Annotated in this window: 12 protein-coding genes and 2 pseudogenes; 6 read left to right on the plus strand and 8 right to left on the minus strand. The window is 34.6% G+C overall.

Annotated elements, in window-relative coordinates:
* Positions 1-196: 196 nt before the first annotated feature.
* The 5 genes and pseudogenes from ABWU36_RS06215 to ABWU36_RS06235 all read left to right on the plus strand — a co-directional run bounded on the left by ABWU36_RS06215 (position 197) and on the right by ABWU36_RS06235 (position 6,281).
* Entirely contained in the window at positions 197-1,120 is a 924-nt protein-coding gene (locus ABWU36_RS06215) for a hypothetical protein (protein ID WP_353273175.1), read from the plus strand.
* 23 nt (positions 1,121-1,143) lie between these two features.
* Positions 1,144-2,374 (plus strand): annotated as a pseudogene (locus ABWU36_RS06220) (IS256-like element ISWpi15 family transposase).
* A 256-nt stretch (positions 2,375-2,630) separates the two neighbouring features.
* Entirely contained in the window at positions 2,631-3,899 is a 1,269-nt protein-coding gene (gene proS, locus ABWU36_RS06225; RefSeq protein WP_264688213.1) for a proline--tRNA ligase, read from the plus strand.
* Positions 3,896-4,267: a holo-[acyl-carrier-protein] synthase gene (locus ABWU36_RS06230; protein WP_253309486.1), complete on the plus strand. Its 372-nt coding sequence runs from the start codon at positions 3,896-3,898 to the stop codon at positions 4,265-4,267. Before proS ends, ABWU36_RS06230 begins: the two co-directional genes overlap by 4 nt.
* 517 nt (positions 4,268-4,784) lie before the next feature.
* The gene (locus tag ABWU36_RS06235; protein WP_353273176.1) at positions 4,785-6,281 is read left to right on the plus strand and encodes a proton-conducting transporter membrane subunit; all 1,497 of its coding nucleotides are present in this window, start codon (positions 4,785-4,787) and stop codon (positions 6,279-6,281) included.
* Here ABWU36_RS06235 and ABWU36_RS06240 read toward each other — a convergent pair.
* The 5 genes from ABWU36_RS06240 to ABWU36_RS06260 form a co-directional block, all read right to left on the minus strand.
* Positions 6,278-6,949, minus strand: coding sequence for a VirB8/TrbF family protein (locus ABWU36_RS06240; RefSeq protein WP_253309488.1), 672 nt, complete (start codon positions 6,947-6,949; stop codon positions 6,278-6,280). The two genes, ABWU36_RS06235 and ABWU36_RS06240, sit on opposite strands and share 4 nt — an antisense overlap.
* Before the next feature lie 58 nt (positions 6,950-7,007).
* Positions 7,008-7,802, minus strand: coding sequence for a hypothetical protein (locus tag ABWU36_RS06245; RefSeq protein WP_253309489.1), 795 nt, complete (start codon positions 7,800-7,802; stop codon positions 7,008-7,010).
* 73 nt (positions 7,803-7,875) lie between these two features.
* Entirely contained in the window at positions 7,876-8,655 is a 780-nt protein-coding gene (locus ABWU36_RS06250; protein WP_410541966.1) for a DNA polymerase III subunit delta', read from the minus strand.
* Positions 8,656-8,714: 59 nt separating this feature from the next.
* Entirely contained in the window at positions 8,715-9,302 is a 588-nt protein-coding gene (locus tag ABWU36_RS06255) for an L-threonylcarbamoyladenylate synthase (protein WP_253309491.1), read from the minus strand.
* Between the two features lie 118 nt (positions 9,303-9,420).
* Positions 9,421-9,891, minus strand: a complete 471-nt coding sequence (locus ABWU36_RS06260; RefSeq protein WP_264688217.1) for a hypothetical protein — start codon at positions 9,889-9,891, stop codon at positions 9,421-9,423.
* A gap of 75 nt (positions 9,892-9,966) precedes the next feature.
* On the opposite strand from ABWU36_RS06260, the gene miaA reads away from it, so the two are divergent.
* Complete coding sequence (gene miaA / locus ABWU36_RS06265) at positions 9,967-10,860, plus strand: tRNA (adenosine(37)-N6)-dimethylallyltransferase MiaA (protein WP_253309493.1); 894 nt, start codon at positions 9,967-9,969, stop codon at positions 10,858-10,860.
* 3 nt (positions 10,861-10,863) lie between these two features.
* Here the strand turns inward: miaA and ABWU36_RS06270 are convergent.
* The 3 genes and pseudogenes from ABWU36_RS06270 to ABWU36_RS06280 form a co-directional block, all read right to left on the minus strand.
* Positions 10,864-11,181: pseudogene (locus tag ABWU36_RS06270) on the minus strand (hypothetical protein); the annotation flags it as partial.
* A 49-nt stretch (positions 11,182-11,230) separates the two neighbouring features.
* Positions 11,231-12,233, minus strand: a protein-coding gene (locus ABWU36_RS06275) for an IS630 family transposase (RefSeq protein ID WP_353272868.1) whose coding sequence is annotated in 2 segments (ribosomal slippage) — positions 11,231-11,722 and positions 11,724-12,233 — 1,002 coding nt in all. Because the reading frame shifts where the segments join, the coding sequence is not laid out codon by codon here.
* Between the two features lie 51 nt (positions 12,234-12,284).
* Entirely contained in the window at positions 12,285-12,905 is a 621-nt protein-coding gene (locus ABWU36_RS06280) for a hypothetical protein (RefSeq protein WP_353273178.1), read from the minus strand.
* Positions 12,906-12,956 lie beyond the last annotated feature (51 nt).

A 12,956-nucleotide genomic window follows, 5' to 3' on the forward strand; every position in this document is an offset into this window, starting at 1 on the left:
AAGTCAATAATTAGATTTTTTGTGGTGCTAATTGACTTACATTTTTATTGAAAGTATTTTTTGAAAAGGTAGTTGACTTACTAATCAATTTTGTTATACATAATAATTTTTATTTTAAGAGGAGGTTATATGTTTGGAGTGGATACTGCAGTTATTGCTGCTGGAGTTGCTGGTGCTGCAGTTGGTAGTGCTATTGGTGGTGTTAGGTGGTATTGTTGGTAGTGCTACTGGAAATCGAGCTATAGCTGAGAGAGATAATACTATAGCTACACTAGAGGATGTTGTAGCTGAGAAGGATAACGCTATAGCTGTGCAAAATAATACCATATCTCAGAAGGAAGAAATGATATCAAAATTAGAAGCTGAGAATAAGCAAATGTTAGAAAGTTTTGAGAAACAATTGACAGAAGTTAAAGAGGAGTGTAATTCTGCAATCGCAGCAATAAAACAAGAAAACAAAAATCTAACAGACAAACTTAATGAATCAATTAACAAATCTAAAGAGGAGAGAGAAAAGTCTATGGAGGAAAGAGAGAAGTTGCAAAAGGAAACAGAAAGGTTGCAAAAGCTGTTGAAAGAAGCAGTTAAAAAAGGGGAGGAAACAGGGGGAAGGAATCAAGCGTTGATTAATGAATTAGAACAAGGGATAAAAGATTTAATGAAGCAAGCGGAGGAAGATGAAAAAAGGTATAAAAAGGAAAGAGAGAATTCTAAAGTTGAACAAGAGAACTTAAAAGAGTTAATAAGAGAGATGTCTAAAGCAAAAAAAGAAGCGGAGACAAGACATCAAGAAGAGATGAATCAAATGAAGCAAGAAAGGAAAAGAGCAGAGGAAAGACATCAAGAAGGGATGAATCAAATGAAGCAAGACAAGGAAGATTTTAAAAAAGAGTTAATGGAGGGCCAAAAAGAGTTAATACAAGAGCTAATGAGACGATTTCAGGAGAATCAAGAAAAGAAAACTAATAAAGAAAGAAGTGAAAGTAGGTCAATTAATCATGATATACATGAATCTCAAGCCTCTAATTTAGTAGCTGAGTCTTCTGATGAATTGAATACTGGTCCAAGCTCGGGAGTGTTAAATAAACTGTGTCAAACCGAAAAAAAAGTAATAAATTGATATAAAAAAATGGAGGTTTGACAATGAGTCAGAAAGTAGTAAACAGAACTACCGGTTTGGTAGATTATAAAGAATTAGAAACAAATATCCTGTCGTCTATACGAGAAGGAAGACCGTTGACAGGAAGAGATGGAGCATTAACACCGTTTATAAAAAAGTTGCTGGAGGTAAGCCTGGAAGGTGAAATAGAAAACCACTTGTCGGCTGAAAGCGAAGAGAATAATCGAAGAAATGGGAGGAATGCAAAGACTTTACGTACAAGCGCAGGGTCATTTGAGCTTTTGACGCCAAGAGATAGGGAAGGAAGTTTCGAACCACAAATAGTCAAAAAAAGGCAAACAAACTTACATCCAGAGCTTGAAACGAAGATTTTGAGCACATTTGCCAGTGGTATGGGCTATAGAGATATAGTGTCACATGTTGAGGAAATTTATGATCACAAAATATCGGTGGCAGAGATATCAAGTATTACTGACAAATTGCTACCAGTAATCAACGAATGGCGTAGTCGCCTGCTGCAGTCTGTATATCCGATAGTTTTCATGGTTTTTTAAAGTCAAAGAGGACGGGCATTGCGTAAGTAAATGCATGTATAACATATTAGGCATAGATCAAAATGGCAAAAAAGAAGTATTAGGTTTTTATTTGGCTGAAAGTGAAGGAGCTAACTTCTGGTTGGGAGTGCTAAATGACCTCAAAGAAAGAGGAGTAGAAGATATCCTTATTGCCTGCGTTGATGGGCTGAAAAGCTTTCCTGCAGCTATAAACAGTGTCTTTCCTAATGCGGAAGTGCAGATGTGTATAGTGCATCAGATACGCAACTCACTGAAGTATGTGGCCAGTAAAGATGCGAAGAGTTTTTTGAGCGATTTAAAGAAGGTATATCAAGCTTCAAGCAAGGAAATTGCCGAGAATTATCTGTTGGAATTGGATGAAAAATGGGGCACAAAGTACCCTATGGTTATAAAATCTTGGCAGAATAATTGGGAAAACTTGTCTGGTTATTTTAAGTATTCTGGTCCAGTTAGGAGGATAATCTACACCACCAATCCCATAGAGGGGCTACATAGGCAAATTAGGAAATTCACTAAGACCAAAGGCTCATTTACCAGCATAAATGCCTTGTATAAGCAGGTATATTGTGCTATAAAGAAGGCAGAGGAAAAGTGGACGATGCCTGTACATGATTGGGCATTAACTATCTCTCAACTTGATGTTTTCTTTCCTGGCAGATTGAAAATTGAGTTGAACTAAAAATGCGGTTTGACACAGTTTATTTAACACTCCCGTCTAAGGTGTCTGGGCACTGGGATGACATCATAGGGGCGCTGGGATGACACCCTGACAATCGTCATCCCGCTACTTGTTAGCGGGATGAAAATGTTGTACCAAGACCACGGTAGCTATAAAATTATCAAGGGAAGTACCACACACTTCCCTTCTTTTTCAAAATAAGTTTACCTACAGGTCTGATTGTATTAAGATTACTTAATACAATCAGGTCTATTATATGCGTTTATCCAAATATTACCTACCAACTCTAAAGGAAAAGCCTACCCATGCTAAAATTATCTCCCATCAATATTCTTTACGTGCAGGTTTAATAAAGCAGATAGCATCTGGCATCTATACGTGGTTGCCGCTTGGTCTGCGCGTGCTTAAGAATATTGAAGATATTATCAGAGATGAAATGGATAAATCTGGTGCAATTGAAGCATTAATGCCTTGTGTGCAACCAGCAAATCTTTGGCGAGAATCGGGACGTTACGATGATTACGGTAAGGAAATGCTACGTATAAGGGATAGGCATGAGGAAGATATGCTTTTCGGTCCAACGCATGAGGAGGTAGCAACTGATCTAATTAGAGATGTGGTAAAAAGTTACAAAGATTTGCCACTTTGTTTGTATCATATCCAGTGGAAATTCCGTGATGAGGTAAGACCACGTTATGGTGTTATGAGGGGTAGGGAATTTCTGATGAAGGATGCATACAGTTTTGATGTAGATTACGAAGGTGCACTGAATTCATATAATTTGATGTACAAAACTTACATAAAAATCTTCAAACGCATGGGACTTACTCCAATTGGAGTGAGAGCGGACACTGGGCCAATTGGAGGAAATTTGAGCCACGAGTTTCATATATTGGCAAACACTGGTGAGAGCACTTTATATTATGACAATAAATTTTCTGAACTACTGGAAAGTGAAGATGTTGAAAGTTTGAAGAATATATATGCAGTTGCAGATGATATGCACGACCCTAAAACTTGCCTTGTGCCGCAAGAGCAGTTAAATGTTAGTAAAGGTATTGAAATAGGGCATATTTTTTATTTTGGCGACAAATACTCAAAGCCTATGAAGGCAAGTGTTACTTCTCAAGATGGAAAAAATGTCAACATGCATATGGGTTCGTATGGCATTGGGGTTTCAAGGCTTGTCGGTGCAATAATAGAAGCTTTTCATGATGATAAGGGAATTATCTGGCCAGAAGCGGTAGCTCCTTTCAGAATTGGTTTAATCAATTTACAAACGAAAGTAACGGAGGCTGCAGATAAAATATACAAAGCTTTGAAAAGTGATGAAGTGCTTTACGATGATACGGAAAGAAGTATAGGAGTAAAATTTTCTAGAATGGATCTGATAGGCTTGCCGTGGCAAATAATTGTTGGAAAAAAGGCAATAGATGAAAATATAGTTGAAGTAAAAAATAGAGCAACTGGAGAGGTAAAAGAAATGCAGATTGAGGAAGCAATAAATCGCTTTAGCACAAAATGATACGCGGTATCGGCACTGACATAGTATATATACCAAGAGTATTGAGAATATTACAAAAATACGGGGAAAAATTTCTCAATAGAATCTACACTGAAAAAGAAATAGAGCTAAGTAGAAAGTATAATAGTCAAGAAATGCGAGCAAGGTATTTTGCCAAACGCTTTGCAGCAAAAGAAGCTTTTGTTAAAGCACGAGGTACTGGATTTAGCCAGGGCATTATAATGAAAGATATAGAAATATACAGCGATGTAAGAGGAAAACCATATATTGCTGTCAGAAAGGATTTCATCTCAAAGGACTACAAGATTCATCTTTCTCTGAGTGACGATGGAGATTACGCTACTGCATTTGTTATAATTTGCGTCTAGCAGATATTGTTTCAATTTATGCAGTTGACTTTATGCTATCTATATAGCTAAACTGACTTAGGTTTACCGACAATTTGAAAAACCGTCATTCCGCTACTAGTTAGCGCCGCGGCGGTATGACGGTTCGCGGTGGCATGACGATAAGCTTGTCATCCCGCTACGTGTTAGCGGATGAGATGCCGCGAATGAATCGCGGTATGACGTAACGACAAGTTCGTCATCCCGCTACGTGTTAGCGGGATCTATGCTAAGAGATACCGTGAATAAATCACGGTATGACGGTTCGCAGCGGTATGACGATAACCTCATATCCCGCTACTAGTTAGCGGATGAGATACCGCGAATGAATCGCGGGATGACGTAACGACAAATTCGTCATCCCGCTACGTGTTAGCGGGATCTAGAGATACCGCGGCGGTATAGCTATAGCATACACAAACAACTAGTTTGCCAAAAAAACATGGCGGTTTTTCTATGATTTGAGTATAATTCTAGCTTTACCTAAACAGAAAATTTAATGGACTATATCTTAATGTATCTTTCCTTACCATTTTCAATTACTGAGAATTACTTATTAATTACTGCGTTGATTCCGCTTTTAAGTGCTTTTGTTATCTTTTTTACTGGTAAATGGCCCGGAGTGAACAATAGTATTACTGTCATTTCTTCTGTACTTCTGTTTACGTATACGTGTCTGTGCACTTTATATTGGGTATATGGTGATCATTCTCAATTTATTCTCATGGATTTTGGTAATAATTTGCACATTAGTTTAAAGCTAGAGTCTACCGGAGTAATATTCAGTTTATTAATATCGTTTTTATGGATACTAACCAGTATATATGCAATATGTTATATGCGGAATAACTATGCTGATGGCAATCACTCAAGTTTTCTATGCTTTTTTTCAATATCGATTAGCTGTGCAATGTTTATTGCTTTTTCTGGAGATTTGCTCACTACATTTGTTTTTTATGAGCTTCTAACTATTAGTACATACCCTCTGGTTACTTACAACTCAACAAATGAATCAATGATTGCAGGGCGCTATTACTTTGGCGTGCTATTTTTCTCTTCTTTAGTATTATTTTTTCCTGCAATAGGCCTTTTATATAGTGAATTTCATACTTTAGACTTTGTAAGTGGTGGAATATTCAAATTTGATACTTCACTCATCACTTTCATTGCAGTGTGTTTTGCTATGCTGATTTATGGAATAGGAAAAGCTGCATTAATGCCAATGCATTTTTGGTTACCAAAAGCAATGGTTGCACCAACTCCTGTGAGTGCACTATTACATGCTGTTGCTGTTGTGAAATCCGGAGTTTTCATCATCATAAAAGTTATATTATACACTTTCGGCGTCGATAACATACAACGTTTTGTGCAGCAAAATTGGTTTGCTGGAGGGTGGCTTCCGTACGCTGCTGGATTTACTATTATTACTGCATCATTGATTGCATTAAAGCAAAAAGAATTAAAGAAATTGCTTGCTTACTCTACCATCTCTCAATTGTCGTATATTATATTATTTGCTTCAATTTTTAGTGAGCTCAGCATGAGGGTTGCAATTTTTCAATTAGTTTGCCACGCATTTGCAAAAATCACTTTGTTTTTCATTGCCGGAGCAATAATAACGAAAACAGGTGAGAAATATATAGATAAGATTCACGGTATAGGACGCAGTATGCCAATTAACATGACAGCATTTGCTATAGGTGCATTGTCTATGATAGGGGTGCCGCCTGCTCCGACTTTTTGGGGTAAATTTCTCATTTTTCAAGCTGTTTTCAACTCTGGCAATGTAATACTTTCTGTGTTTGTAACTCTAGTGTTAATTGTTAGTACTATACTTAACGCTCTGTACTTTTTACCGATAATTTACAATGCCTTTTTCTTAAAACCTTCTCAGAATTACTTTATTAAAAAAACGCCAATTCTTCTAGTTTTACCTCCAGTTATTACTGCTACATGCACTTTAGTTATTTTTTTTAGCTACCAAGTAATATTTTAAAATCTGTATTTATAACCATTAACAATAAATTTAAATGGTATTATACCAGCCAGAGTTGCTTTTATACTCGACAAAGTGAAGCTAATCTCCACAGTATGATCTTTCACCTCCTTATTTTGCTCGGTTGTAAAAACTACAGTAGCATTTCCAGCAAATGTAACTAAGTCCTTGGTCGATCGATCAATAGATAATGTTATTACATTTATGTTGGCAGTTTTTCTTTTGGATGAAGGTGAACTAACAGCTTCATTGTTCGTTTTTTCCTGAAAGCCTTGATAGATTTTATGTATAGAATTGTTTCTTATAAAATTTTCTTGGTACTTCGGTTCAACGATCTTAATGGACTCGTATATTTCAATGTATTTACTTATTAAGTACCTCGCTGTGGAAGTGTATTCATCTTCCTTTTTACTGAAACTAAGCTTATGCATTGCAGAGAACTCATCTTCTGTGTGGTTCATGTACTTCACAAAATTTAAATCTTTTTTAACAGGAAATAACAGGTATATGTTTAATATTAATAAACATAAGCATACTAGGAGAAGCGATACTATTAATGCCATCCAAGATCTTTCTGCTACACAAAACAGATACCTATGGCAGTACCATTCGACTGCTTTACTGAAATAACTTTTGTTTTTTACTGATTCAAGCAATTTATCTTCCATAACACAATGCTACCAAACCCAATTATAATAACAATAAGATTAGATACTCTAAAAAACTTTAAAATATGTCTAAATTTTCCAAAATAGGATGAATGATTATATCACCTTGTTCCGCAATAAGGTAGAATTTATCGATTTTGCTCACATCTACATTGATCATTTTTACACTGAAATTTTCAGGATTGTAAATATTACTTTCAGCACTTTTGTGATAATTATAATAATGTAATTTATTTTGATCATCAAAATAACCAAATTCATCAGCGAGGGTTCCCACTTTGCTACCTTTACCACTTTTGACTAGCTCAAATAGATCAATTGCATGGTTTTGAGATCCAGGCTCAATAGGCCCTTCTGCAGCAAAAAACTTAGGTGCATGACCAACGTATTCCTTAAATTTTAGATTATGAGTCTTTTTTACACTACCAAAATCCACAAACTTATATTCATCTGAAACGCCAGAATATTGTGGATCATACTTTTTATATTCAAAGAACTCATTACCTAAAAAATTACAAAACGTTAATTTATAATCATCATGATCGGATTTAACGACTTTAAGGTAATGAAAATCTCTAGGAATCTTTACTTCCTCTTCCGTGATATGATTACGTACAACAAGCTCACCATTTAGCATATGATAGCCAATTTTTGGCAAAGTAGCTATATTGATTGCCTTGTTTAGCTTAAAATTTGCTTCATAAATGCCGCTTAACAACTCCTTTCCTTTTTCTAAGGTGACGTCCTGGTCTAAAGCTATATTCTTGATTGAACTTAATTCTTTCTGCATGTTTAGTATGGCTTTCGTCAAAACTTCTATTGATTGCCATACAGTTAATTTATTATCAGTCAAATTATATACTTCGAGTATTAAATTAACAGAATTTTATCATGAATTTATGTTAAAAGTATTATACTTTGTAAACTTATGTCATGATATTAACTACATTAGCTAAAACATGCTTTTTATCTAAGTGAAGTTGCTTAGCAACAACGAAAAGTTCATCTATTTTTTTCCACTGACCTAGTAAAATTTCAACACCATTTACCTCTCTCTTTATGCTTTCTAAAATGAAGGCCTGAATTATATATGATGCTAGTTCTAGTTCGATTTCGCTATTAATTACTTTATTAATCATATTGGGATTCTTTAAATCATGAAGAAATTTATAAAAGCATTTGTATGCTTCATAAGCATCACTACTTATTGCATTTATTATCATTCCTGGCATTTCAGGAAATAAAGTAATCATTTCGTCAAACGTTTGATCATCAAATTTACATTGAGATGAAGCAACTTGCTTTGTTTCGTCATAAGTTAATGGAAGTAAATTTAGCTGAAAGCACCTACACTGGATAGTAGTTTGTATATCATATGGCTTATGGCTAATTATAAATATCTTAGAATTTTTTGGCGGCTCTTCTAATATTTTCAATATTGCGTTTTTAGCGTTATTAGTCATTGCCTCTAAGCTATCTATTATAGCTATTTTGTGTTCTGATTGAATGGGACTTAAGTGTAGAAAGTTTTTCATTTCTCTGACTTTTTCTATTCCGATAGTATCACCTTCAACAATGTGTAAGTCCAATGCTACTTCATTATAGCTTTTTATGAGTAACCAATTGGAGAAGGATTTTGCAAGTGTTGCTTTTCCTATACCTTTTTTACCACAGATCAGCCAAGACTGAACAGATAAGTTGTTCATTAATTTTTTTTTGGCCTGGTTGTGACCTATTACTTTTTTCATTCTTTCTCCTATAGATCTTAGTTTGAAAATGCATTGGTTACTGTTTGTAATAAAATTGCACCTTCCCTTAAAACCTTAATCTTATCTTCGGTTAAGTCAATAATAGTAGATTCTATACCAGAAACTAATTCATCATCTTCAATCACTGCAGATAAATGTTGCTTAATGGATTGTGGTATATCGTCTGCCTTACATACACTTTTTTCTCCTGAAATATTTATACTAGTTGCAACTATTGGAACTTTCAGTTTGTTTAGTATTGAAATTGCAATAGGATGCTCAGGGATTCTGATGCCTATACTATCTTTAAAGAATTCGTTTGGCAATATATTATTGTTTTTAAGTGGTAAAATATAGGTAATCGGTCCAGGAGAAAAGTGATTTACTAAACCAATATACTTTTTCTCTAGCTTTGCTATTCTCATCAAGCTGCAAATATCACTAACAAATATAGACAGTGGTTTATTTTGAGAGCGTTTCTTTATCTGATATATTTTTCCTATAGATTCATTATTTAATGCATTACAAGCAAGAGCATACACTGTTTCTGTTGGAAAACACACTAACAAGTTGTTCTGTATTGCATTTATTATTTTAGATACCATATAGCTAAAAACTTATTCATAACAACTAGATCAGTTTTGTTGCATTGTATCTTATATAGTAACTGCTAGTTTTTGTGAACGCAATGCAACGCAGCTTACCATTTGTTATGCAGACTTGCTACAACCCAAACTCTTCATTGACTTTATCAACTATTGCCTGTGGTGGATCCTCTCCCCATCCTGAATACAAAATCTCTCCATAGTCTGCAACATCTATAGAGCCAGTTCTGCTTTTTGCTAGAAACATTTCTCTTTTCTCTTTATCAACTAATACATAATGCCACGCTGATTTTCCACGATCTTTACCACGGACTAAATATATAAGATCTGACCTACTTCTTTTTGTTGCATCAGCAAAAGATCTTTCATTGACAGTTCTGCTTTTACTTTTTATGCCGCCACTTTCAGAAAAAGCTTCCTTGGATTCGGTTTTTTTGTTTGCTAATTCAGAAATTCCCCCTTTTTCCCCTAATGCCCGTTCTTTGGTGTTTTGAGACGAATACTTACTGGAAAAACCTTCCCCTGTACCGCCAGGAGTCCTGTTTGTGAAACGCTTAATAAATGAATTATTGTCGTTGTTTTCTGCCATAAAAATCTCCAAACTTTAGATTGTAGGACCCAAATTTTTACTACACTCTATCATATGTTAATTAAATTAATATAAATGAAAAATAATATAGTAATTATTACAGGAATTACAGCTTCAGGTAAATCAGAATTGTGTGATAACCTGATAAAAAAATATAATAATATCAGCATAATAAATTGTGATTCAAAGCAGGTATATGAAGAAATTCCCATAATTACTGCTCAACCACTAAAGCAAGAAGAATTTTATAAATTATATGGTTATGTTTCAGCAAAAGAAAATTATTCCGTGGGTCTATGGTTAGAGGATTTAGAAAAAGAAGTTAATCACGCATTAGAAAATGCTCAAATACCTATCATCACTGGAGGAAGCGGGCTTTACATCAGCAGTTTAATCAAAGGCTTATCATCAATGCCACAAATAAGTCAGAAAGTAAGGAAAAATGTAAGCGAATTAAGGAAAAATTTAAGTAAAGAGGAGTTTTACAAATTAGTGCTAAGCAAAGATCCAAGGATTCAAGGTAAAGTATTCATGAATGACTCGCACCGCCTTTCAAGGGCACTTGAAGTTATCACTGAAACTGGTAAGACAATCTTTGTATGGCAAGAAAATAGACAGCCTCCTTTATTCGATAATTTTAAGATATATACAATTTTGCCTAAACGTGAGGATGTATACCAAAAAATAAATTCTCGTTTTATCAAAATGATCGAAAATGGAGCAATTGATGAAGTAAAAAAGCTACTTAGTATGAACTTAGCTCCACATTTGCCAGCTATGAAAGCACATGGAGTGCCAGAAATTGTAAAGTATTTGAAAGGTGAGATTACTTTAGACGAAGCGATACAGATTGCTCAAACAAACACAAGACACTACGCAAAACGCCAGTACACTTGGTTTAAAAACCAGTTCCCAAGTTCTGAAGTAATTGATTGTGCAAATGAGCTAACAGCGCTTGAAATATTTTAATTGTTAGTTTCCAGGTGTATTTCCATGCTCATTGCTATGAATGGGCGGTTCCATATTTTCCAGATGGCTGTTTACTTCTAGTGGATTACCTAAACTATGTTCTATCTCTGCTTCAAACTTAAATCCTAACTTCTCGCAAAATTTCTGGAAATACTCTTTAATAATATCAAATAAATTTTTGCCATCAATTTTGTAATTTTTCAGTTCTCGAGGAGCAGTAAGTAACAATTTACCATCTTTATATGTTACATCATTTTTCTCATCTTGGAATGCAAGTGTAAACTCTAATGAGCTATTTATCTGACAAACTTCTTCTTCTGGATTATCAGATTTTACCGTAGGCACTGCCATCTCATACCAAATTCCATTACTAATCGAACAAATAAGAAACATTACAAACTCGTTTAATAGTAGTGCTGGAAATACTGACAATAAAATTACACAGAACATCTTCAAGTAAGCCTATGGTATCGTAGACTCTGTTGCGTAAAGTATTGTGTTTGATATATTGCCACAGCCTCTCAACAGGATTCAGTTCCGGTGAATAAGGAGGCAAGTATATAATGGTAATGTTTTCCTGAAATTTCAAACTTTTTGATCTATGCCAACCTGCACAATCCATTACAAGAAAGACTTTTTTCGTGCCTAAATCTTTCGACATCTGCTCCAGAAATATATTCATACAATCAGTGTTTACATATGGAGCAAGTAGGCTAATTTTCTTACCACTTCTTGGATTTACTGCACTGTAGATATAGAAATTTTGTCTACCAATTTTCATTTTAACCTGCGTTCTGACCCCTTTTTTAAACCATCCGTGTCCGATTTTTGAATGAGTTCCAAATCGTGATTCATCAAAAAAATACCTCCTTTTCAGGGTGGGAATTGACTATTTTATTGAAGTATTTTTTAAACTCTTCTTGCTTTTTTTTATCTTGTTTATGGTGAATTGGCCTCGGTGTTATGTAAGAAAATTTCATCCTTTGTATCTCACGGTGCACTGTTGATTTGCTAATGTTTAGGCCAAATTCCTCTGAGATTTTTATTTGCACTTCCTTAATAGTAATATTTGGATTTCTTTCTACCCATATTTCAATTTGCTCACGTTGATTTTTGTTTAATTTGCTTTTCCTTCGCCGTTGAGACGGGGCAAATAATCTTTCTACTCTACCAAATTTTAGATGCTTTATCCATTCAGTCAAAGCAGTCCTTGAAATTTTACATATTCTTGCCACAGCGCTTATACTACTTTCTTTTCCTACTATCACCGCTTGTAACTTTTTTGAAACATATGCGTTATTTCTGACCTTTTTTAACATTTCTTTCGCCAAATTTACAACTTTTTCGTCTAATAGTTTTGACCTTAATGCCATTTATACCTCTCTATTTTATCTACTTTAGTATCACTTCTTTCCCATTATTGTCTATCTGTTCTTTACATAGTGGGAATTGGTATCAGATTTGACTTTTACATGATTTGGATCAGTGCAATCAATAACTATTGTTTTTTGAGGACTTAGTAGCGTAAATTCGGACTGGCGAAATGCTTGAAAGAGAACATCAGTGAATAAAGTGCCTTCATACCCTGCTTGATTACAATTAGTAATTAGCTCTTCTAGAATAGAATCACTTGGAACTTTTGCTTCAGCATATTTAAACATTTCCTTAAAAACTTCTTTTGCAAACGGGCGATAATTTCTGGCTTCTTCCTTTGGTAATAGGTGAGCATACTCCTTGCCTAAATTGTAAAATCTCTCAAATTCCTTTTCATACTGGTCAGTTTTTTTATGATCAGGAGTATTGTCATTTTCACAATATTCGCTCCAAATTTTATCGAATTCACGTTGCTTAGCTCCTTCCATCAACGCACTAGTTAAAGTTTGGTCTATACTTTTACCATTAATAACAAAATCCATTCTATTGATGTCTTTATACATCTGTTCACCAGAGTTTGCTTCAGCATTATCTTTACCAGCTCTTAATTTGCCAAAATCAAACTCTTCTGCTTGAGCCCTTAATGTAACTACTGGATTGGTACTATTCATTTCTATCATAGACCTATTAACATCATAATTAATTATATCACAAATTATTAA

Origin of the sequence: Wolbachia endosymbiont (group A) of Portevinia maculata (assembly GCF_964028525.1) — a bacterium.
Taxonomy (GTDB): domain Bacteria; phylum Pseudomonadota; class Alphaproteobacteria; order Rickettsiales; family Anaplasmataceae; genus Wolbachia.

Coding starts and splice junctions, on each gene's coding strand:
- proS (WP_264688213.1), top strand. CDS start 2,631: ATGCGTTTATCCAAATATTACCTACCAACTCTAAAGGAAAAGCCTACC.
- ABWU36_RS06230 (WP_253309486.1), top strand. CDS start 3,896: ATGATACGCGGTATCGGCACTGACATAGTATATATACCAAGAGTATTG.
- ABWU36_RS06235 (WP_353273176.1), top strand. CDS start 4,785: ATGGACTATATCTTAATGTATCTTTCCTTACCATTTTCAATTACTGAG.
- ABWU36_RS06240 (WP_253309488.1), bottom strand. CDS start 6,949: ATGGAAGATAAATTGCTTGAATCAGTAAAAAACAAAAGTTATTTCAGT.
- ABWU36_RS06250 (WP_410541966.1), bottom strand. CDS start 8,655: ATGAACAACTTATCTGTTCAGTCTTGGCTGATCTGTGGTAAAAAAGGT.
- ABWU36_RS06255 (WP_253309491.1), bottom strand. CDS start 9,302: ATGGTATCTAAAATAATAAATGCAATACAGAACAACTTGTTAGTGTGT.
- ABWU36_RS06260 (WP_264688217.1), bottom strand. CDS start 9,891: ATGGCAGAAAACAACGACAATAATTCATTTATTAAGCGTTTCACAAAC.
- miaA (WP_253309493.1), top strand. CDS start 9,967: ATGAAAAATAATATAGTAATTATTACAGGAATTACAGCTTCAGGTAAA.
- ABWU36_RS06280 (WP_353273178.1), bottom strand. CDS start 12,905: ATGAATAGTACCAATCCAGTAGTTACATTAAGGGCTCAAGCAGAAGAG.